This window comes from Sneathiella sp. D3-11 (assembly GCF_055809395.1).
Genome location: NZ_CM147911.1, coordinates 963060 through 985179, shown reverse-complemented (window position 1 = coordinate 985179; position 22120 = coordinate 963060). Strand labels below are relative to the sequence as shown.

General features: G+C 51.3%; 21 protein-coding genes and 1 pseudogene. 11 read left to right on the top strand and 11 right to left on the bottom strand.

The window, feature by feature from the left end; genetic code table 11:
- Positions 1-43: 43 nt before the first annotated feature.
- Together AC0L73_RS05215 and rfbF are read right to left on the bottom strand one after the other, a co-directional pair.
- Complete coding sequence (locus AC0L73_RS05215; protein WP_473655039.1) at positions 44-703, bottom strand: GDP-mannose 4,6-dehydratase; 660 nt, start codon at positions 701-703, stop codon at positions 44-46.
- 15 nt (positions 704-718) lie between these two features.
- Positions 719-1492: a glucose-1-phosphate cytidylyltransferase gene (rfbF, locus tag AC0L73_RS05210; protein ID WP_227949643.1), complete on the bottom strand. Its 774-nt coding sequence runs from the start codon at positions 1490-1492 to the stop codon at positions 719-721.
- Positions 1493-1664: 172 nt separating this feature from the next.
- On the opposite strand from rfbF, the gene AC0L73_RS05205 reads away from it, so the two are divergent.
- On the top strand, positions 1665-3098 hold the full coding sequence (locus AC0L73_RS05205) for an NAD(P)-binding domain-containing protein (protein ID WP_473655038.1): 1434 nt from the start codon (positions 1665-1667) through the stop codon (positions 3096-3098).
- Between the two features lie 2 nt (positions 3099-3100).
- Here the strand turns inward: AC0L73_RS05205 and AC0L73_RS05200 are convergent, their stop codons facing one another.
- From AC0L73_RS05200 to AC0L73_RS05175, 6 genes and pseudogenes are all read right to left on the bottom strand, one after another.
- Complete coding sequence (locus AC0L73_RS05200) at positions 3101-5713, bottom strand: AIM24 family protein (RefSeq protein ID WP_473655037.1); 2613 nt, start codon at positions 5711-5713, stop codon at positions 3101-3103.
- A gap of 160 nt (positions 5714-5873) precedes the next feature.
- A complete protein-coding gene (locus tag AC0L73_RS05195; protein ID WP_227949649.1) occupies positions 5874-6719 on the bottom strand; it encodes a carbohydrate ABC transporter permease in 846 nt (281 codons plus the stop codon).
- A complete protein-coding gene (locus AC0L73_RS05190; RefSeq protein ID WP_227949651.1) occupies positions 6716-7609 on the bottom strand; it encodes a carbohydrate ABC transporter permease in 894 nt (297 codons plus the stop codon). Before AC0L73_RS05190 ends, AC0L73_RS05195 begins: the two co-directional genes overlap by 4 nt.
- A 62-nt stretch (positions 7610-7671) precedes the next feature.
- Positions 7672-8960 (bottom strand): annotated as a pseudogene (locus tag AC0L73_RS05185) (ABC transporter substrate-binding protein).
- Between the two features lie 84 nt (positions 8961-9044).
- Positions 9045-10115: an ABC transporter ATP-binding protein gene (locus tag AC0L73_RS05180; protein ID WP_227949655.1), complete on the bottom strand. Its 1071-nt coding sequence runs from the start codon at positions 10113-10115 to the stop codon at positions 9045-9047.
- Positions 10108-10893 (bottom strand): DeoR/GlpR family DNA-binding transcription regulator, encoded by a 786-nt coding sequence (locus AC0L73_RS05175; RefSeq protein WP_227949658.1) that lies wholly within the window; start codon positions 10891-10893, stop codon positions 10108-10110. The genes AC0L73_RS05180 and AC0L73_RS05175 overlap by 8 nt, the downstream gene beginning before the upstream one ends.
- 246 nt (positions 10894-11139) lie before the next feature.
- Between AC0L73_RS05175 and AC0L73_RS05170 the strand changes: the two genes are divergently transcribed.
- Together AC0L73_RS05170 and AC0L73_RS05165 are read left to right on the top strand one after the other, a co-directional pair.
- On the top strand, positions 11140-11664 hold the full coding sequence (locus tag AC0L73_RS05170; RefSeq protein WP_473655036.1) for a hypothetical protein: 525 nt from the start codon (positions 11140-11142) through the stop codon (positions 11662-11664).
- Positions 11665-11762: 98 nt separating this feature from the next.
- Positions 11763-12671, top strand: coding sequence for a DMT family transporter (locus tag AC0L73_RS05165; RefSeq protein ID WP_473655035.1), 909 nt, complete (start codon positions 11763-11765; stop codon positions 12669-12671).
- A gap of 15 nt (positions 12672-12686) precedes the next feature.
- Here AC0L73_RS05165 and AC0L73_RS05160 read toward each other — a convergent pair whose 3' ends face one another.
- Both AC0L73_RS05160 and AC0L73_RS05155 read right to left on the bottom strand, forming a co-directional pair.
- The gene (locus tag AC0L73_RS05160; protein ID WP_227949664.1) at positions 12687-13433 is read right to left on the bottom strand and encodes a maleate cis-trans isomerase family protein; all 747 of its coding nucleotides are present in this window, start codon (positions 13431-13433) and stop codon (positions 12687-12689) included.
- Between the two features lie 5 nt (positions 13434-13438).
- A complete protein-coding gene (locus AC0L73_RS05155) occupies positions 13439-13573 on the bottom strand; it encodes a hypothetical protein (RefSeq protein WP_473655034.1) in 135 nt (44 codons plus the stop codon).
- A 383-nt stretch (positions 13574-13956) separates the two neighbouring features.
- On the opposite strand from AC0L73_RS05155, the gene AC0L73_RS05150 reads away from it, so the two are divergent.
- The 7 genes from AC0L73_RS05150 (at position 13957) to AC0L73_RS05120 (ending at position 21002) form a co-directional block, all read left to right on the top strand.
- Complete coding sequence (locus tag AC0L73_RS05150; protein WP_227949666.1) at positions 13957-15162, top strand: amino acid ABC transporter substrate-binding protein; 1206 nt, start codon at positions 13957-13959, stop codon at positions 15160-15162.
- 25 nt (positions 15163-15187) lie between these two features.
- Positions 15188-16015 carry a phytanoyl-CoA dioxygenase family protein gene (locus tag AC0L73_RS05145; protein WP_227949668.1) on the top strand — a complete coding sequence of 276 codons (828 nt, stop codon included), beginning with the start codon at positions 15188-15190 and terminating at the stop codon, positions 16013-16015.
- Positions 16016-16369: 354 nt separating this feature from the next.
- Positions 16370-17584, top strand: a complete 1215-nt coding sequence (locus AC0L73_RS05140; RefSeq protein ID WP_227949671.1) for an amino acid ABC transporter substrate-binding protein — start codon at positions 16370-16372, stop codon at positions 17582-17584.
- A gap of 119 nt (positions 17585-17703) precedes the next feature.
- Positions 17704-18564, top strand: coding sequence for a branched-chain amino acid ABC transporter permease (locus tag AC0L73_RS05135; RefSeq protein ID WP_227949673.1), 861 nt, complete (start codon positions 17704-17706; stop codon positions 18562-18564).
- Positions 18564-19538: a branched-chain amino acid ABC transporter permease gene (locus AC0L73_RS05130; RefSeq protein ID WP_227949675.1), complete on the top strand. Its 975-nt coding sequence runs from the start codon at positions 18564-18566 to the stop codon at positions 19536-19538. Before AC0L73_RS05135 ends, AC0L73_RS05130 begins: the two co-directional genes overlap by 1 nt.
- Positions 19535-20293: an ABC transporter ATP-binding protein gene (locus AC0L73_RS05125; protein ID WP_227949677.1), complete on the top strand. Its 759-nt coding sequence runs from the start codon at positions 19535-19537 to the stop codon at positions 20291-20293. Before AC0L73_RS05130 ends, AC0L73_RS05125 begins: the two co-directional genes overlap by 4 nt.
- Positions 20286-21002, top strand: a complete 717-nt coding sequence (locus tag AC0L73_RS05120; protein ID WP_227949679.1) for an ABC transporter ATP-binding protein — start codon at positions 20286-20288, stop codon at positions 21000-21002. The genes AC0L73_RS05125 and AC0L73_RS05120 overlap by 8 nt, the downstream gene beginning before the upstream one ends.
- Here AC0L73_RS05120 and AC0L73_RS05115 read toward each other — a convergent pair.
- Complete coding sequence (locus tag AC0L73_RS05115) at positions 20999-21745, bottom strand: phosphoribosyltransferase (protein WP_227949681.1); 747 nt, start codon at positions 21743-21745, stop codon at positions 20999-21001. The two genes, AC0L73_RS05120 and AC0L73_RS05115, sit on opposite strands and share 4 nt — an antisense overlap.
- A 32-nt stretch (positions 21746-21777) precedes the next feature.
- Here AC0L73_RS05115 and AC0L73_RS05110 point away from each other — a divergent pair, with 32 nt between their 5' ends.
- Entirely contained in the window at positions 21778-22119 is a 342-nt protein-coding gene (locus tag AC0L73_RS05110; protein ID WP_473655033.1) for a Rieske (2Fe-2S) protein, read from the top strand.
- Position 22120: the final 1 nt, after the last annotated feature.

Here is a 22120-nt window from a genome sequence, read left to right as displayed (position 1 = left end):
AGAACGTGTTGCCAGGGGCGTGTGGCACCAGGATAGCGAAGTGTTACACTCTCGCCAGCCCGCGCGGCACGCCAAATGTCGGGGATGAGGCGGTCTTCGGAAAAATCCCCCCACCGATCACATTGCCAGCGCGTCCCGTCGCAATTGGAATGCCTTTTTCAAGATAAAAGCTCTTTGCATAGGAAGCCGCCGCGATTTCACAGGCGGCCTTGGAGGAGGAGTAAGGGTCATCGCCGCCGAGAGGGTCGCTTTCCTTGAAGGCGCGGCCATCCTCGTTGTTCTGGTAAACCTTGTCGCTGGTAATGATCAGCGCAGCTTTGAGCTCTTCCAGTTCCCGTAGGGCTTGCAGCAGGTTGACGGTGCCCATGACATTGGTTTCATAGGTGTACACCGACTCACGGTAGGAGCGTCGAACGAGGGCTTGCGCCGCCATATGGAGGACAATCTCCGGATTACTGTCCCGAACGGCTGCGGTGAGTGCTTCCGCATCGCGAATATCGATAATATGGGAGGTTATGGAAAGTTGATTTGCGATGCTGTTATAGAGGGAGACGTCGCCCTCTGCGGCAAGCGAAATACCGGTAACTTTCGCACCCATTTTTGAGAGCCAAGCCGCAGCCCAAGAGCCCTTGAACCCCGTGTGTCCAGTCAGCAGGACACGGCGGCCTTTCCAAAATTCCGGATTAACAGGGGCGGACGTCATTTTGCGATCCTTCCACTATTCCCAGACTCGCCAAGGTGCTTTGCCGTCGTTCCATAATTTTTCAAGATAGTTTTTCTCGCGCAGGGTATCCATCGGTTGCCAAAAACCTTTATGGCGAAACGCCGAAAGCTGCCCGTCGGCCGCAAGGCCGGTGAGTGGATCATTTTCCCATGGCATATCATCGCCGGAAATTCGGTCTAATACAGATGGCTCCAATACGAAAAAGCCGCCGTTAATCAGCCCGTTATCACCCGCCGGTTTCTCGACAAATTCCTTCACTGCGCCGTTTTCAATGACGGTAGCGCCAAACCGGCCCGGAGGTGCCACCGCCGTTAATGTAGCTTCGCGCCCCTCAGCCTTATGAAAGGCTGTCAGCTTGGCGATATCGACGTCGGCCACGCCGTCGCCATAGGTCATGCAAAAAGTCTCATCCGGATCGAGGTAGCTCGCGACGCGTTTCAGGCGGCCGCCGGTCATTGTCGCCTCGCCCGTTTCCACTAGCGTCACGCGCCAAGGTTCCGCTTTTGCCTTGTGATAGGTGATCTGGTTGCTTTCAAGATCGAACGTGACATCCGAGCGATGCAAGAAATAGTTGGCGAAATATTCCTTGATGACATAGCTGCGGTAGCCAAGGCAGATGACGAAATCATGTATACCGTAATGGGAATAGATCTTCATGATATGCCACAAAATCGGATAATTGCCGATTTCGATCATGGGCTTTGGCTTGAGGTGGGATTCTTCTGAAATACGAGTGCCGAGCCCACCGGCTAAGATGACTGCTTTCAACGATATCCCCTTGTTCCATCCGTGTTTGCTCTACTCTAAGCAAGCGGCGCGCCGTTGGTAAGTCTTATTTCAATATCAGGCGTGAGTGTCAAGGTTGCGCCGCCGACAGATTTCGGATGAATTTATGAAATCATGCCGTATGCTGAGCGTGACTAAAAATAAAAAAGTAAAAATGATGAATACTAAAGAGCATGGTCTGAGAGCGCTGGAAGAACAAATTCGACGTGAATTAGGATATTTGAATTATCCGACAGACAACTGGGTTAAGCCGCTCAACGATAGTGTGGGACGCGAAGCCCTCGATGTGGCCATTATTGGTGGTGGTATGTGCGGCATGGCAGCCGCCTTTGGTTTAACAAAGGAAGGGATCAGGAATTTTCGGATTTTCGACGTGGGGGATGAAGGGTTTGAAGGGCCTTGGGCCACAACTGCCAGAATGAGAACGCTCCGTTCGCCCAAGCGTCTGCCCGGGCCACATATGGGCCTTCCGTCTCTTACGTTTCAATCTTGGTATCGCACGCAAGTGGATGACGAGACATGGGACGAGCTGGAACATATACCGCGTGAAACTTGGATGAACTATCTGCGGTGGTATCGCCAGATCCTCGAAATTCCTGTTGAAAACAATAATGCTCTTAAGAAAATAATTCCGGATGGGGAGTTGTTGCGACTTCAGTTTCTTGGGTCAGACGGGGATTTCGAAGTTCTAACCCGACGTCTGGTGATGGCAACCGGGCGTTCTGCCTTCGGCGGGGTTCGGGTGCCGGGTATCTTCAAAGATATACCAAAGAAATTCTATGCCCATACAGAAGAGATGATCGATTTCCCAGCGCTTCGGGGAAAAGATGTCCTGGTTATCGGAGGTGCTGCGTCGGCCGTTGATAATGCGGCGGTCGCACTCGAAAATGGTGCGAATAAAGTTAGTCTCTTGATGCGGTCGGAGAGTATTCCGAGACTGAATAAATTCAAGAATATCGCGTATGCCGGATTTTTGCGCGGCTATTATTCGTTGGATGACGAGACGCGCTGGCGGTTTCTCCATCATGGGCAAGAAGCTCGCGTTGCCGCCCCCCGACGGTCGATGTTGCGGTTAAAGGAATATTCGAATTTCCATATCCATACGGATTCAGGAGTTAAAGACGTCAAGTTTAACGATCAGAAAATCACGATTGAGACAGACAAAGAAGAATTTACCGGTGATTTTGTTATTCTCGGAACTGGATATGCGATTGACATAAAGCGCCAGGCAGAACTTGCGGATCATGCCGGTAAAGTCCTGCTTTGGCAGGATTGCTATACGCCGCCAGCGGATGTCGCAAATGAGGAATTAGGCCGTTTCCCGTATCTTGGTCCCGCATTCGAATTTCTCGAAAAAGAGAACGGTATTGCGCCATTTCTCAACCGTATTCATCTTTTCAATGCGGCAACGACTTTAAGCCATGCCGCCGTCAGCAGCGATATCCCAGGCGTGAATATCGGTGCGGAGAGGCTGGTTAATGCACTTGCTGTGCGGTTCTTTAATGAGGGCGCGGACCAGCATCTTCAGGATTTTTATGACTATAGTGACCCTGAACTTCTTGGAGACGAATGGCGCGAAGAAGTTTAGCTCTAGAAGGGGAGGAAAACGGGCGGTATAAATCGGATGGCGCCCGCGCCTCTTTTGCCGTTTTCTGACACATCACCAATCGCTGCGCCGCCATGAGAAAAGCGGATCTGCGCCGAGTGGAAATAGATATTCTCAAGGCTTGAGGATGAGTTGATGTGAAAATGCGCCTGATCGCTCCATCCGATAAAACGGAGCGGATCGATCGCCCGTGAATTGTCCTTCGATGTATAGACTTCTGGTTTTCCGAAAGTGCGCAGGACAAGTTTCCCCGGGCCTTCCGCGACGGAGAAAAACATGCGCCCGAAAGCCATCGCTGTCAGGCTGAGCGAAATATGGGTTTCTAGGCGGATGGTCTCGCTGAATGCTGCGAGATTGCCTTGCGAGAAATAGACACGCTCCCCCGGTTTCAGGTTCCATTCAAGGAACTGCCGCCCCTGTGAAGTCTGGATAGAAATCATATCGCTTAGGTCTTCATGCGGATTCACCTTGACCATCTTATAGGTGCCGGAGAATAGCCGCCGGAGGATCGCTTTATGCGGCTGCGGCCAGGCAATGCCTTGGGAGGAGCCGGAGGGACTCAGCGCGGGTTTGATGTAGTATTTGCCGTTGTCGTCGGGTCGGAAGATATATTCCGGATCGTAACCGCTCAGGATATCCGGGGGAGAACTGGCATCTTGCTCTTTCCCCAGTCCGAGATTTTCGATGGGAAGTGCCTTTCCGGACTCGCTCTTGAAGGCGACGCGGGAAAAGATATAGGCGAAACTCTTCACCGCAGCGACAATCAGGATCAGAGTGGCCAGCAAGTTCAGACTCCGGACGGTCCAGAAAACATCGGCGATGATATTACGTACACTCCGCTTGGTCGCATCGAGGGTGGTGCTAAGATAAAGCTCGATCTCGCGGAGGCGTTTGTCCGCTTTTTCGCCTGTGAGTGACGCGAAATCAGAGGTCAGTTCATTTAGCCTGTTCCGCTGCCGATCTCTGGTAAAATCATAGGCATCAATGATAGAAATTTTGACTTTCCGTGTGATATGGCAATCCACCTGATGGAGCTTGCATTCCGGCGGCTTCAGGCTGGGAACATTCTTTGTCAGTGTGTTGCCATCGGGATAGACGGAGGTGAATTCCTTATCCACGAAGGCAGGAATCTGTTTAGGCGAAGTCTTTGCAAGCTTTCGATACTCGGCAAGCATCCTTTCGAGCTGAATTTCCTGGTTCCTGAAGGCAATATCCACAGCATTATAGATGTCACGTTCGAGATTTGGATTTTCACCGCGGACCACCAGTGTTTCCGTTGTCGGGATTGCGCATTCGAACATGCCCGTTCCTTCTTTGGTGCATTCAACGCCATAGACCGCATCCTGCGCGCGGGTATCGATCTGAAGTGAGAGCCAAAGGCCGAGTACGATACAGATCCCGATCGGAATCCATCTCAGCGCCGTAAAGAGCGCGTAAGAGGCGGATTTCTTTCGGTCGAACTGGGCGAAAATCGGAATATTCTGCAAGATCGCAAGGGCGAAGAGGCGCAGGCTGATGGCAGTCACGATAAACAAGACCAACGCATAGGACGCAAGAAGGAGAGAGAATAATCCTTGTGAGAAGGATATCCCGGCCGCCGTCCTGGCCATCGGGTTGAACGCAACCAGGATTACGAACAAGCAGCTAATCGCAAATTCCGGACTACGAATTCGGCTGCCGAAAGCAAAGAGGAGAAGAGATAGAAAAGACGCCGCGCTGATCAGCAATGTCCAGAAACGGATATGCTGATTTGGCCCCATCGACAGACTACGGGTGACCTCTGTATTTAAATCGTTCAGGTTTGCAATATAACTGGCGAATAAGATCTTACTCTCGCCAGTCAGCTGCGTGATCTCCTTTTCGATCCGCTTTACCCGGCTCTTGGCGTCTGTATTGTTTTTCTTGGCGAAATCCAACAGTTCCTGCGCTTTTTCAAGAGTCTTTTTGAAAAAGCCGCCCATTCTTTTTATTTTGTCGACGGCGGCCTGCGCCTTCTTCAAAAAATCACCCGCTTCGGACGCTCCCTTCCTTGCGTTTTCGAGCCTTGTTTCAAGTCTGGAAATGTTTTTGAGGGCGTTGTTGTAGCCGGTGAGATCACTTTCTACTGAGCTCAAGAAGCGCACTACATTGGCGTATCGCGCATCGCTTTCCGCCGTCTGTCCGTCATAATCCGGTAGGACCTCCTTTACTGTCGCCTTGATGGTTGTAGTGGTTTGCCGCGACTTGGGTTCGAAATAATCAGGAGTAAGCTGTTCTTCCGGATAAACGCTAAGCTCCGATACCGGACTGGCGAACAGGAGGACGAGAGGCAACAAGGCGGCTGCAAAAACGACCTTTCTCTGAAGCACAGCAACAAGAAGGCCAACGCAAAAGAGGGCAAGGTAGAACCAGCTAAAGGGCGCACCAAGATAGTCCTGCGCAATACTGCTGCCGCCGAAGCATCCAACAGAAGGCAGCGCAAACAGAGCAGAAAGATCGGAAAAATTGAGGCACCAATGAGTTGGCGGAAGCGTCGTCGAAACGGCGGCAGGGACTGTCCCCGTCAGCACAATCAGCCAGAAAAGCCGATGAAATACTCCGTTGTTACGCCAAACCATAAAATTTTCGCCTATCCCATTCGGCGTTGCTCCAAACGCAGCCGACAATCGAATATCTGAAAGGCCGCAAGTTTACATGGCCAATCAATAATATGACCTTAACATAGCTGGCGATAAAATTAGTCGAAAATCCTGAGCGTGGTGGCCGTAATCGCTGGGACTATTTGATTCCGGCACGGATAAAGCTCTGGACGAATTGCCGCTGAAACAGGAGGAAGGCAATTAATAGTGGGCCAGAGGTGAGCAGGGTTGCCGCATTGATCACGGACCATTCCAACCCTCCATCAACTGCGGCAAAGACCTGCAACCCGACAGTAACCGGACGGGTTTCAACCGAATTGGTAATGATCAGTGGCCAGAGGAAATTGTTCCAGTGGTGGCTCACCGAAACGAGGCCGTAAGCGAGATAAGTCGGTTTGGCGAGCGGGATATACACCCGCCACAACACCCCAAGGATGGAGCAACCCTCAAGCCGCGCCGCATCCTCCAATTCCTTCGGAATGGTCATAAAGGTCTGGCGCAGCAAGAAAATTCCGAAACCGGAGGCGAGATAGGGTAAGGCAATGGCCGTGATTGTATCAACCAATCCCAAGTGGCGCATGGTCTTGTAGTTTTCCACAATCAGAATGTCCGGCATCACCAGAAGCTGCAGCAGCACAAGGGTAAAAAGGACAGACTTTCCTGGAAATTCAAATCGGGCGAAGGCATATGCCGCCAGAGTGCAGAGTATGAACTGCCCAGCCAGAATGCCCGTCACCAAGAGAACTGTGTTCAGGAAATAGCGGCCAAAGGGCGCGGCCTCCCATGCCTTTGTAAAGTTTTCCAGCGTCAGAGGTGCGGTCAGGTCAAAACGCACCTCATACATTGCGGGGTGGAACGCCGTCCAGATCGCATAGGCGAGCGGCAGAAACCACAGCAGCGCCAGCACCCAGGCACCGGTCGTGTTCAGTGTCTTGTCCCAACTGAACTTGAAGGGTTTTGTGTGGGGAAGGGTTTGCTCGCTCATCGGTAATGAACCTTCCTGTCGAAAAAGAAGAATTGCCCGATGGCAAGGATGGAGAGCAGTGCCAGAAGCACAACCGTCAGGGTTGCGGCATACCCTGTCTGCCAATATTTGAACGCCTGTTCATAGATATAAAACAGGAGCAAGGTGCTGGCATTATCCGGACCGCCACCCGTCATGACAAAAATATGATCGACCAGCCGGAAGGCATTAATCACGGCATTAACGGAGACGAAAAGGGTCGTCGGCATAAGAAGTGGGAATATGATCCGCCAAAAGAAGGTCCAGCGGCTTGCCCCTTCAATATCCGCCGCCTCCTTCAAGGAAGGGGGGATGGTCTGCAGCGCCGCAAGATAGAAGATCATGAAGAAGCCTGCCTCTTTCCATATGGCAACGGCCATCACTGCCCAGAGTACGGTGTCCGTCTGGCCGAGGAGGTTCTGGTCTGGTAGTCCAAAAAGCCCATTGCGGATCTGATCGATCAGGCCGAAACCGGGGGTATAGAAAAATAGCCAGATATTGGCGACAGCAATCAGCGGCAGCACCGTCGGGGTGAAATAGGCCATGCGCAGAAAGCCAAGTCCGCGCAGCTTGCCATTCACCCAAAGCGCCATGACAAGGGCGATTGCAACTGAAATCGGAATGGTCGCCAGCGCGTAGAGCAGGTTGTTCCATATAACATGCCAGAAGATTTCGTCATTTATCAGGGCCTGATAATTTTCAAGGCCGATGAACTTTGCCGGACGTTTCCCCCGGGGTGTCGAGAAGAAGCTGCTGATCAGGGTGACAATCGCTGGATAATGGGTAAAGGCGAACAACATGATGAGCGCCGGGCTAAGGAGAAGCCAGGCGTAGATCCAGTTCAGCTGTGCGGTTGTTCGCGTGAATTTCATTTGGGCTACCTAAACAAAAAGTCCCGCCGGAGTAACGGAAAAAACCGGCGGGACCGCTTCGCTTATCTATACTCTTTAAGGATGGCGTCAGCTTTTGCCTGGGCTTCCTTTAGGGCAGTCGAAGCATCCTTTTGACCAGTAATTGCCGCAGAGAGTGCATCGTTGAGAATTTTCGTAACCCGCTGGTTCTGATATGTGGACAGTTCCGGTACGGCAAATTCCAACTGATCTCGCGCGACAAGCGCTGGGGGAAGTCGGCGGTATAGGCCTTCATTTCTTCTGTTTCCCAAGTTTCGGGGCGCGGAGCCACATAGCCGGTTGCAATTGTCCATTCAGCCGATTGCTTCGGGGCGGTGATCCATTTCACGAAATCAAGGGCGGCGCGTTTTTGCTCGTCACTGGAGTCCTTGAAAATGAAGAAGTTGCCGCCACCTGTTGGCGCTCCGCGAGAAACTTTCGCAGGCAACATCGCGACACCGAAGTCAAACGGTGCGTTGGTGCGGACGTTGGTCAGGTTGCCGGTTGATGTCCACATCATCGCGGTCTGACCTTCAAAGAAGGCTTTTGGTGTTGCCCCCCATTCAATAATGCCGGGGGCCATGATGTTATGCTCTTTGCTCAAGCTGACAAGATACTCAAGAGCTTCTATGACGGCGGGATCGTCGAAATAGGTTACATTACCATCTTCATTAGCAAGAACCTTGCCGTTTGCGGCTGCAAGGCCCTGGAAAAGCCAATATGGAAAGCCCGATGACGGGATGCGAACGCCCCACCTCGTCACATTGCCGTTCGCGTCTTTCTTAACGAGCTTCTTACCAAACTCAACCATTTCTTCCCAGGTTGCGGGGCCTTTTTCTGGATCAAGACCAGCTTCCTTAAAGGCTTCTTTATTGTAGTAAAGAACTGGAGTAGAGCGCTGGAACGGGATGCCATAAGTTTTGCCACCCGTCTGGCTGTTTTTCATGAATGCCGGGTAGAAGGAATTCAGCCAAGCTTTGTCTTCATCTGTTGTGGCGGCATCGTCAAATGGAACGATGACATCTTCGTCGATCAGGGTAAACATATCGACCGCGAGGATCACAGAGAGTTGTGGTGGTTTGCCGCCGCGTGCGGCAGTCAGGGCTTTCGTCACCGTATCCTGATAGGAGCCGGCGAAAATTGCATCGATATTCACATCCTTATGCTGTGCCGAATATTCATCAGTCAGCGACTGGATCGTTTCGGCTGCCTTACCACCGACAGCAACCGGGAAATAGAATTGCAGATCGACAGCGTATGCCGATGCCAGTGTTCCGGCCGAGAGGGCGACCGCCCCTGCCGTAACGCAAAGAGATCTGAATAGTGCCTTCATCATCTTGTCCTTTCGGTTTTGGTTTTTTTGATAAAATTACGACAACTTTTCTTGTGCTTACTTTCCGCCCACCTTACTGGCGTCTCATTCCTTCTCGTAGGCGGTATCAATCCGTTTGCCCGAAGCGACGTCGAACAGATGTACTTTCTCGATTGGCCAAGTCAGCGACAACACATCTCCAGAGGGAGGGATGTCGCCGGAAACACGAACAAGGCAAGCCGTATCACCAATTCGGCAGTCAATGAGCGTGTCGGCGCCGAGATATTCAATGTTGTGGATTTTGGCTTTCACACCGCCGTCCTCCAGACGGATGGATTCCGGGCGAATGCCGACAAGGGTTTCACCGCTGAACGGAGGGAGAGGGGCATTCGGCGCCGCCCGGAGCAATTCCGCAGCCGGCATGATATTCATCGGTGGTGTGCCCATGAATTTCGCGGTGAAGACGCTGGCCGGGTGTTCATAGATTTCCTGTGCGGTTGCTGCATCCTCGATCTTTCCTTCATTGAGCAAAACAACTTTGTCTGCCATTGAAATTGCCTCGATCTGGTCATGGGTTACATAGACCATGGTGAAGCCGAGCTTTGTCTGCAGTTCCCTTAGTTCCACCCGCATGTCATGGCGCAGCTTGGCGTCCAGATTGGATAAGGGCTCATCCATCAGGCAGATAGGCCGTTCGGATATGATTGCGCGACCAAGGGCAACGCGCTGCTGCTGACCGCCGGATAGCTGGCTTGGTCGGCGATCGAGGAAGTTCGACAGCCCCAGTAGATCCGCCGTATCTTGCAGGCGCTGTTCGCATTCTGCCCGCCCGACGCGACGGACTTTCAGGCCAAAAATGATATTCTCCGCGACAGAGAGATGCGGGAAGAGGGCGTATGATTGGAATACCATGGAAAGATCACGGGAGGAGGCCGGTTGATCAGTCACGTCCTTACCACCAATAAGTATGCGTCCTCCGTCAACTTCATCAAGGCCGGCAATCAGCCTGAGCGTCGTTGACTTGCCGCAGCCCGACGGCCCCAGCAGCACAGTGAAGCTACCCGCATCTATCTCCAGATCGATCCCATCGACAGCGCGTATGCCGCCCCAGCCTTTTTGCAGGTTCTGGAGGCTGATGGCTTCACCGGAGCCGTTAAAAAGGCGGGAACTACTCATCAGGTTCCGCCCCCTCGGCGTCGCAGACAATAATTTCGGTCGTGGATTTTCGTACAATAGTGGTGGCCCAATCGGGCAGTGCCTCATCAGTGAAAATGACATTTACATCCGTCAATGTGCCGCCGCGCACATGAGCTGTGCGCCCAAATTTTGTGCCATCGACAGTTAGATAGGTCTGACGGCAATTGCGGGATATAGCCTGCCGGGCCGAAACTTCCTCTTCATTGAAATCAAGCAGCACACCGTCGTCATCTACACCGCCAACACCAAAAATGCCGACGTCGAATTTGTAATTGTCAAAAAACTGTTCCGTTTGTGGCCCGAGGATATCCCGGTCGCCATGACGGACACGCCCGCCGACGATTGTCACATCAAAGGATGGGTTGCTAGAGGCAATCATCGCGACATTGAGATTATTCGTGAAAATGCGGAGTTCATTATGGTTCACGAGGGCCTGCATCGTGACTTCCGGGGTGGTGCCGATGCTGAACGCAATCGATGTGCCGTCCTGAACGCGCGCCGCGACCGCCTTTGCGATTCGCCATTTTTGCTGACTATTGAGGATCTGGCGTTCGCTATAGTCCAGATTCTGACGTTTAGGGAGTAGTTCGACACCTCCATGCACTCGGCGCACCAAACCAAGATCGCACAGACGATTAACGTCCCGACGTATGGTCTGCGACGTTACGTCAAATTGATCGGCAAGGCCTTCAACGGATTGGTGCCCCATCTCCTGGACAAGGGTGATAATATGCGTTTGACGCGGTGAGAGGTCCATTTTTCTTCCGTTGCACTTTGTTACGCTCAGAAGTTAGAATTTTCATATGAACCTTTTTTTATGTTCATATGAACATAATATGACAACGGCTATGTATGGTCAAGGTTTTGCTAATGTACAAGAGGGCGTCGATCAGGAGAGGTGAAAAGGCGCGGTACAATAAGAAAAAGGAAAAAAGCGGTTGATTTATGCGAATGATTATCATTATTAATAACTCCGCTACATCAAAACTTGAAAGACGGACCGATGCACACGCCTGAAATTATTCCCGATAGTCTGAATGACCTGAAGTACCCGGAGCAGTTAACGTTGTGGAGTGTGCGATATTGGTCAGATGGTCTGCGCCAGAGTTTCTCGCCCTACACAACCTTGCAGGAGGCTTATTGGAAAGCCAAATGTCCGCGAGTCTTGATCTCTTTGGACAGTTTTCTGTCGCTTATGGTTGCAGGCTATAGCCGTCCGGTCGACATTCGGTGCCTGTGTTGCAGTGGTATTTCCAAGGATGAGTGGCGTATTTTACAATCTCTTGTGGCCGCGCAGCATGGGCAAGAACCGAAAATTGCATCGCTAATTTCCCACTTTATGGAGCCGGCTACAGTGCGAATTGCTCTATCATCAATACTGGAATGGGCACAAGGTCTCAAGGACTGCGGACTTATTTTGCCGACACGTCCGGGCGTTATGAAACAATCCGAACCGAATTTTGCGAAGGCGGGTAAAGTCGTGCAATTACGTGACTATGCTGGCGCTGATATAGCAACATTGCATTGAAGCCTGAGTTTACCGTCCTTATAGTTTTCTTTTTAAGGGGAGTGTCCGGGAAATGATTAGTGTTTGCATCGTCACAGGTACTGAAATCACGTCTCTGAATGATTAACACGGGTACGTTAAATCCGCTTCGTTCGGCGTTGATGATGCTTGCTGCATGTTCTCTCATTGCGGCAACTACGATCTTCGCGAAGGCTTTGGGAACCGACCTTCTTGGCGAACCGCTGCATCCTTTGCAGGTGAGTGCAGGACGGTTTGTCTTTGCCTTGGTAGGGCTTTTCTGCGCATCTCTCATACTTCGACCGAAATTCCATGCGCCAGCATTCAGGCTTCATATTGGGCGATCATTTTTTGGCTGGGCCGGGGTTAGCTTGATGTTTACGGCGGTTGTTCATATTCCGGTTTCCGACGCCACGGCTATCAGCTTCCTTAATCCGATATTCGGGATGCTTCTGGCCATTCCACTACTTCGGGAGCGTGTTGGACCTGTGCGTTGGAGTGCGGTCGCTATCGCCTTTGTTGGGGCAATTATCTTGCTTCGTCCAGGCGGCTCCGCTTTTGATCCAGCGGCTTATATTGCATTGTTGGCTGCTTTCTGCATGGGCATAGAGGTAATTCTGATCAAAATGCTGACAGGGCGTGAATCGCCTTTGCAAATTCTGATCATTAACAATTGTATTGGCGCTCTGATCGCCTGTTCCGCCGCCAGCTTTTTTTGGTCAGTACCGACGATGTTGCAATGGGGTGCACTGGCGTCTATCGGCCTGTTGATGGTCTCGGCACAATCATTGTATATCCAGTCGATGCGGAGCGGGGATGCCAGCTTTGCGCTCCCTTTCTCATATTCCACCCTAATATTCGCGACGATCTATGATTTCTGGATATTTAGCGTTATTCCGGGGTGGATTAGTGTTCTTGGCGCTGCCATTATCCTCTCTGGAGCCTTGTTACTTGGATGGCGGGAAATTGTCCTGAGCCGACGGAAAGTAGCGGAAGCAAGCCACTCTTAGTTTCTTGAATAACCCTCAAGAGGAGAGCGCGTTATCAAATAGTTTCCCAAATCCGTTGACCTGGCATGTGTTTTTCATCAATTGCAGGCAATGCCAGGCCAGTGCCTGATTACTGGTGACAACGGGTTTGCCGAGTTTCTGTTCGACCTCCTCAATCACGAGAGAGGATCGGATCGCTGTACAGGAAATGAAGAGAGCATCCGCGTCGGGATCGCAGACTTGCATGGCGGCTTCTGCTATGGCAGCGGGGGGCAGGCCTGTCATTTCGATATCGTTATCGAGGCCGAAGCCTTCGATGTTCAGGATATCAAAGCCTTCAGTTTTAAAATTATCCGCGACTGCTGCGTTCACCATGTCGTCATAGGGGGTTAGGATAGATATTTTCTTGGCACTGAATGTTCGTAGGGCTTTCCCAGCGGAGAGAATAGGGTTCGTACAGGGAACACCCGGTTGCGCAATCTGGATAAGCCGCTCCAGTTCATACCCGCCGATTGCTGCCGTCCCGGAAGTGCAGCCATAGATTACGACATCGACGCCTATGCCGGGCAGCAAACCGCTTGCCGCACGGGTAATGTCGCCCGCCATCGCGCGTAAATTCTCAATAGTTAGCGGGTTGGCGTTGAGAACACGATTGGTGAAGAGATCAACACCCTTGGGGAGCATGCGACGGAGGTCCGTCTCGCTGTTGTAATCCGTTGCCAGCGCTACCAGACCAATTCTGCCGCCCGGTGCAATGTCTTCAAAGTTATAAGATACATTCATGTTCTTTATTCCATTTCAGGCAATTCAGGCGCTGCGCGATAACTTATGACGCGTGCGACATTTCCAGTTTTCGCAATCTTCCCTTCATGTATCATTTCATCGCCGGGTGCAAATATCAATTCCGCCTCCAGCGGGAGCATTACAACGGCTTCCAGAAGCATCCTATTGTACACTGAGCGGATTGAACGTTCGCCACATTCCAGCCTGAGTCCATGACCGAGGAATCTGACATTGTTGCTAAAGGCGCGGCTAGCCTCACCATGGATTATATGGTGATCGGACCATTGTGTGTAATCACCTGAGTAAAAAATATGCAGACGATTTATTGCATTTTTTCTGGGCATTCCAGTCTAATTTTTGGTCAAAAAATTCATATCTGTAATGGTTTAGCCATCAGAATCTATAAGAATGTAACTACTATAGTAGTATTTACGACTTTGGCATGCTTCTTGCTCTGTTCGTTGGGCGGTCAGCTGATAAGAGGCGACCATTGGAAGGTTTTAATCAGGAAGGATGGAGCAATATGGCGAAGGGATTTCTAAATCGGCTCAAGGTGGCTACCGCTGCGGTGGGTGTTGCTGCTCTCGGGTTGGTAGGTCAGGCTGTAGCTGCGGATGGCGTTGTGAAGATCGGGGCTCCGTTGGCACTTTCCGGCGGTCTCGCTGCGGAAGGTGCAAAGCAAAAGCTGGCTTATGATCTATGGCTAGAGCGAATCAATGCGGCCGGCGGCATTAATGTCGGTGGGGTCATGATGCCAGTTGAATTGATCACCTATGACTACCAGACTGATGGAAAACGCGCGAGCCAACTGGCGGAAAAACTGATTATTGATGATAAAGTTGATTTTTTGACCGCTCCTTTTGGATCCGGTCATTCTAAGATCACCGCCGGTGTCGCGGAGCGTTATGGCGTTCCTATTATCGCGGTCGCGTCATCCGAGCCAGTTCATAATCAGGGCTTCAAAAACCTGTTTGGTACACTCGCTCCGTCCGGCGGCCTTATTGACGGTATGCTGGATTTGTTTATGGCGAAGAAACCAGACATGAAAAAGATCGCTATCTATGGACGTGACGATGTTTTTCCAAAAATCATGGCGACATTAATGTCAAAGGGGGCTAGCGCCCGTGGGCTTGAAGTCGTCTATGAAGAACTCTATCCCGTCGGAACACTTGATCATGCGACCGCCACAGTAGGAATGCGCTCTGCCGCGCCGGACTGGATTTATGTAACCGGCTATACAGAAGACCTGGTTCTTGTTCGTAAGCAAATGGCGGAGCAGGGGCTCGACGCACCGATTATTACAATGATTACTGGGCCAGCTTATCGCGAATTTGTCGAAAATCTTGGGCCGCTCGCTGAGAATGTTACCAGCGCAACCTGGTGGCACTATTCTGCTGCCTATGCCGGAGATGATGTTTTTGGGACAACGCAGGCCTTCACTGAAGCGGTTCAAAAAGCCTCTGGTGAGGATCCAGACTATGTTCACGCTTCTTCTGCCGCAGCTATGATTGCGTTGCAAAAAGCGATTGAAAAAGCCGGATCTCTGGATCGAGACGCCGTACGTGAAGCGCTTAAGACCCTTGAAATCGAGACATTCTATGGTCCGATCAAGTTTCGCGAAGATGGCCTGAATGACAATCGCAATCTGCCGATTATACAAATTCAGGATGGCAAGCCGGTAATTTTGTCTCCCGCCGATATGGCAACCGTAGAAATGCGCTTGAACTAATAGCTCTCAACTAAGGAGTATAATAATGAGTGGATCCCTGACGCCAGAGGAGGTGGCGGCTTTCGAGCGCGATGGATACTTCATGAAAAGGCGGGCCATTACCGAAGCCCATGCCTTGGACTGTCGTCAGCGACTTGAGGCAATGGAAGAAAGCCTTCAGGAGGATTGTAATAAGCGCATGAAGATCAAGGCGCATGTTGTCTCCCCCTGGATGGTCGACTTGGCGCGTAACCCGATAATCCTGGATGCGGTGGAATCGCTTCTGGGGCCGAATATCTTGCTTTTCGGGTCGTCCATGTTTGCAAAAGCGGCACAGAGCGATCGGTTTGTGTCCTGGCATCAGGATTCAGCCTATTACGGCTTGACGCCGAATGACTCCGTAACGGTCTGGCTTGCCTTTACCCCAAGTAACAAGGGGAATGGAGGCTTGCGTGTGTTGCCCGGATCGCAAATGGGGGACAATATGGAGCATGATGAAACCTATGACCCAAAGAACCTTCTTGCGAAGGGTCAGACAATTCGCGGCGTTGACGATAACAATGCCAAATATCTCGAATTGGAGCCGGGCGAGTTTTCTATCCATCATGTAAAGACAGCCCATGGCAGCCTTGGAAATTTCTCGGATGATCGCCGGATTGGGTTGGCGTTTTTCTATATCGGTGCGCATGTCAATTCGACATTGGGGCGACGCTCTGCGCTGCATGTGCGCGGTGAAGATGAATTCAATTATTGGGACGAGGATCCCTTGCCTCGATACGATATGGATCCGCTTACCCTGGATTTTCTGACGAATATGTGGACGCAATATCAGAGTAAGGAAGTTCAGCAAGCGGCAAAGGCCGGAAAGCTGTAAAAAAATCGCAGGCATAGAAAACCTGGGCGGTATTGCTCAGATTAATGATATGTCCCTTTTGAGGTGTATTTCAAAATCTGAAAAAGTGGGTGGTTCCGGAAAAATCTGGCCATCCACTTTTTTTATGCAACGCCAGCTTCAACTAACAATTTTCTCCTGCCTATTTTATGACCATGCCTGAATTAAATGGTTAAAAATTATACAATTTTAAGGCTCCTGAAAGCGGTAATTTTAAAATATCTGTTACGATAGTTATAGTTACGACTTTGGCATATCTCTTGCTAGTTTTCTTCCGAGAAGCTGCCTTGGGCTTGACCGTTCGGGGATTGATTGAACTGGAAGAAAGGGATGGTTATGAAAATAACACTCAAAAAAAGATTGACGGTTGCCGCTGCGGCAATGGCCATGACAATGGCTGGAAGCGTGGGGCTCGCCTCTGCGGATGATGACGTGCTGGTCATAGGGGCTCCATTGGCGCTAACGGGCGGCTTGGCGGATGAAGGCAAGAAGCAGCAGGATGTCTGGAAACTCTGGCTCGACAAAATCAATGCCGCCGGTGGTATTGATGTGGCGGGCAAGAAAATGCAGGTCAAGTTTGTCGAGTATGATTACCAGACAGATGGCAAACGCGCTGGCCAGTTGGCTGAAAAGCTGATTAATGATGATGGTGTTGATGTGATTATGGCGCCATTCGGTTCGGGGCATACAAAGATTATTGCCGCTGTCGCAGAGCGCTATCAGGTACCAATGCTGGCCTGTGTCGCCTCATCAGTTTCCGTCTATGATCAGGGCTTTAAGTATCTTTTTGGAACCCTCGCGCCGAATACCGGCATGACGGAATCCATGGTCGAGTTCTTCAAGGAGAAGAAACCTGATCTCAAAAAGGTGGCTGTATATGGTCGGGATGACGTGTTTCCGAAAGCGATGGCAACGGCATTGTCAAAATCTGCTGAAACCGGCGGCCTTGATGTTGTGTATAACGAACTTTATGCCGTTGGAACCATGGATCACTCCGCAGCCATTTCCGCGATTAAATCGGCAGATCCGGATTGGGTTTACATGACGGGATATACGCAGGATTTGATCCTGGGCCGCAAGCAGCTGGCGGATATGGGAGTAACAGCACCTATCGTGACGATGGTAACCGGCCCTGCCTATCGCGAATATACCGAAGGTCTGGGTGATTTGGCTGATGGTGTGACAAGCTCAACTTGGTGGCACCATTCCACTGCCTACACCGATGCGGTTGGGCCATGGAGTACAACAGCAGATTTCTATGCGGATTTCACGGCCGCCTATAAGTCTGATCCTGATTATGTCTCTGCCTCATGCGCGGCGGCGGCAGATGTTCTGGTGAACGCTGTGCAGGTCGCAGGTTCCAAGGATAAACAGGCGGTTCGTGACGCTTTGGCCGCAACCGATATCTTGACATTCTACGGCCCGATTGATTTCGGCGAAAATGGTATGAACCAGGGCCGAGAAATGCCGATCATTCAGGTACAGGGTGAGGAAATTAAGGTCCTTTATCCGGCGTCTATCGCCAATGCTGAAATGAAAATGATCAAATAAGCCTTGCGTAGGGCCTGACGGGTTGGGGGCAATTCTGGCAACAGATGTCGCCCCCGATCTTTCCCGGCATACAGTAATTTATTACGCCCAACTGAGAGCAATTCTGGGAATCAATCACAGTGGACATCATTCAAATACTACTAAACGGCATTGTACTGGGATCACTCTATGCCTGCATCGCGATCGGCTTCTCGCTGGTATGGGGCGTGTTGAATATCATCAATATGCTGCATGGATCTTTCATTATTCTGGGAGGGTATCTGGCGTTTTTCGCGTGGCAGTATTCGGGCGTAAATCCGGTTTTTCTGCTCCCAATAATTGCGGCCTTATTATTTGGCCTGGGATACCTTCTGCAATATTTCTTTATCAATAAAGTCGTCATGTCACCGGTGCTGACAACCCTGACCCTGACGTTCGGGTTAGACATGATCCTCTATAATTTGATGACAGTCTTTTTCACCGCAACGCCAAGGCGTGTGACGCTGGACCTCGGCACGATAAACCTCGGCGATATGTATCTGCCGGTTGACCGTTTGATGGGCATGGGGTTGGCACTTTTCCTGACGGCACTGCTTTTCCTGGTGATGCGGGCATCAAAGATTGGCCGCGCCATTGTCGCCGTCCGCATGGATCGACAGGCCGCCACATTGATGGGCATTCGGGTGAATAATGTTTACGCCATAACATTTGGTATTGGCGCCTTTATGGCCGGTGCCGCCGGGGTGATTTTTTCCATGGTTTTCCCGATTACAACAAACCTGACGGGCACCTTCCTGGGGAAAGCGTTCGTGATCTGTGTGATCGGCGGGTTGGGCAGTGTACCGGGTGCCTTGATAGGCGGAATTGCACTTGGGCTGATTGAAAGCTTTGCCGGCTACACGATTGGCCCCCAGAATGCGACGACAGTTGGTTTTGTTCTCATGTTGTTTTTATTGATTGTCCGACCAACAGGTCTTGTCGGTGTAAAGGGATACGAGTAATGAAGCAGTTCCTTTATTTTGGCGCCTTTGCGCTTTGGGTCGCCTTGATCGCGGCCACTCCCTTACTTGCCGATAACTACACAATCCGGATTGCAATCTCGATTGCGATGTTCTCGGCGATGGCGGTTTCCTGGAATTTCATCGGTGGCTTTACCGGTTATCCCTCTTTCTCGACTGCGGCCTTTTTTGGGCTTGGGTGCTATGCCGGCGCGCTCGCGCAGCGTAACGGTATTCCCCTCGTGATGGCATGGGTATTCGCGACATTGTTTGTCGCCGTGTTCGCCGCAATGCTCGGGGCCATTATCCTGCGCTTGAAGGGGCATTACTTTGCGATTGGCTCAATCGCGATTGTCGATCTGACCCGCCTGATAACATCGTCATGGGGAAGCCTGACCGGCGGCGGGGATGGATTGAATGTCCCGCTTTTGCAGGGCAGCCCACAAGAGGTATCGGCGCTTGTCCTCTATGTTATGCTGGCGATCCTGATTGTCGCTTTTCTGACGTCGATCTATGTGGACCGATCCCGGCTGGGTTTTGGACTCAAATGTATCAGCCAGAATGAAGACGCGGCGGATATGGTGGGCGTCAATACGACATCCTTTAAGATTGTTGCCTATACCTTGTCCGCAGTATTCTGCGGTGCTGTTGGGGCGGTGTACGCATCCTGGGTTGGTTATATCGATCCGACGGACAGCTTTTCGATACTCTTGACTTTGAAAGTGCCGGTTATGGTTCTCTTGGGCGGTGCGGGCACATTACTTGGACCGGTTTTGGGTGCGGGCGTATTCGTCATGCTGGAGGAAGTGTTCTGGGCTAATTTCCTTGAATGGAACCGGGCCATTCTCGGCGGTATTATCGTCTTTTTGATCTTTTTCCTGCCAAATGGGTTGCTGAAAATTCAGTATCGCACACTCTACGGGGCGTTGGTGCAAAAGTTACGTAGTGCCCCCAAGCAAGCGGAGAAAAGTTCATGACTGAAATTCTCAGACTGGAAAATGTGAGTAAAAGTTTTGGCGGTAACCGTGCGGTCAATGACGTTTCATTCAGCCTGGAAGAAGGAGAGATCATCGGATTGATCGGACCAAATGGTGCGGGCAAGACGACACTGGTCAATCTGATTACCGGAGTACATCCCCTGTCCGCGGGAAAGGTGATTTTCGCTGGAGAGGATGTAAGTCGACAGCAGGCATTTCAGGCCGCGAGGCGCGGGCTGGCGCGAACCTTTCAGATCGTCCAGCCATTTCCGAAAATGACAGTTCTGGAAAATGTGGCCGCCGGGGCTTTGTTCGGCGGCGGAACTGGTTCCGTTGAAGATGCTTTGGATTTGGCGCATGAAGAGTTGAAATTCGTGGGCTTGGACGCTGTCGCGGACACACCGGCGTCATCGCTGGCATTGCCAAACCGGAAACGATTGGAACTCGCCAAGAGCCTGGCCATGCGTCCCAAATTCCTGCTTCTTGATGAGGTGAACGCCGGTCTGAACGCCTCAGAAATCGATGGCGCCCTTGATCTGATCCGCAAGATTGCGGCGCGGGGGGTCACAATTCTGATTATTGAGCATTTGATGAAGGTGGTGCTTTCAATTTCCCAAAGAATACTGGTGTTGCATCATGGGGAGCTGATCGCACAGGGCGATCCCCGTACGGTTATTGAAGATCCCCAAGTGGTAGAGGCCTATTTGGGCTCTAAATTTGCAGCGCGCGTTAAAGCGGAGTCCCATCATGCCTGAGTCGTTTCTCGAAATTAGTAATGTTCAAGCCGGTTATGGCGATGTGCGTGTTCTGTGGGATATTTCCCTCTCGGTCAACAAGGGGGAAATCGCCTGCATAGTTGGCTCCAACGGCGCGGGAAAGACCACGCTACTCAACACTATTTCCGGCATCGTCAAGCCAACTGCAGGCAGTATAAAACTGGACGGGCAGGAACTTGTCGGAACGCTGCCCGATGGGGTCTTGAAAGCCGGCATTGCCCATGTCCCTGAAGGGCGCCGCCTCTTCAAAGGATTATCCGTTCAGGATAACTTGATGCTGGGGGCTTATTTGCGCGATGATCGCGAGGCGATCAAGCAGGATCTGGAGTTTGTCTATGATATCTTCCCGATCTTGAAAGAACGGGCGACGCAGGATGCTACGACAATGTCCGGTGGAGAACAGCAGATGTGCGCCATCGGGCGGGGCATTATGTCAAAACCCCGCGTATTGATGATTGATGAACTTTCCCTTGGCCTGGCGCCGCGTCTTGTCGACCGATTGAGCGAAACATTGTTGGAAATTAATAAAGCCGGGTTGACCATTTTGCTGGTTGAGCAGGATGTAATGACCGCCTTCGAAATTGCGCAGCACGGCTTCGTTATTGAAACGGGCCGGGTTTCAATTTCTGATACGACGGATGCGCTCGGCGAAAATCCGAAAATCAAGGAAGCCTATATGGGGATTTAAGGGCTGCCGGTGTCAATTGTCTCCGCAATTGGCACCCATCCGTCAAGAGAACGTTCAAATAGCGGTGCGGCAATAACACTTTTTACCAGGGCTGACATGCCGGGCATTTCGCTTTCCAGCGTGGTTTTCCATAGAACGCCCTGACGCATGGCAACAAGGATGCCAACGATCTCGCAATCGAGGCGACGCAATAGGTTGAGGGCGGAAACAATTGTCGAGCCACTGGATATGGCGTCATCGACAATAACGATACGCTTCTTTTCCAGACGCGGCAGCATATTGGGATCAAGGAAGATTTTTTTGCTTCGGTCCGGGCTGGTAATTGAATGAACAGGCTCGGATAAATTGTCCGAATACCAGAATTTTCGGGAGTAGCCCAAGGGGATAAAGTTCTGATGACCAAGTCCTTCGGCGACCATTGGTGCAAAGGCCAACCCTAAAGTCGGTAGCCCGACAATATGATCAGGATTGGTGCTTTTCGCGATTTGAACCATTGCAGCAGACAAGGATTTAATGACGGAGAAGCTGGCCTGATTTGCAATTAGCGATGCGACGGCGCGGGGGCCTTCTGGCAGCTTGCGCAACGGCAGCAATAGTGCTCTCCCGTCTGGCAGAGTAGCGGGGTAGCCATACTGATAGGGCGGACCCTGCAATGCTCTTGGATCATCGGCGGGGATCAGCTCTTGCCAGAAACTCGTCGTGGGCATGATAAAGTCAGAGGATGTCGGTGGCTGATGTGTCATAAGTGAAACTCTTTTCAGGGTCTGGCAGTTATATGAAAAAAGAAATATATCAATGGCAAGAGGTTGCCGCTGTTGAAGATATTACCACTGGTCAGCCATTGGAGGTGATCGTCGAGGACACCGTTGTCATCCTGTTGAAGGTGGGAGATGCCGTTAAGGCTTACCAGGGTTTGTGTCCGCATCAATTCGCCAGATTGTCTTTGGGAAGCATCTCAAAGGATTCCTTGCATTGCCCTCAACATAGAGCATGTTTCGATATTCATGACGGTACATGCGGCCCTGGTTGGCAACTGCCCGCGTTGCGTCAGTATCATGTACGGGTAGACGCGGGCGTAGTGTCGCTGGCGGCCCCTTTGGCAATCATATCCAGGTAAA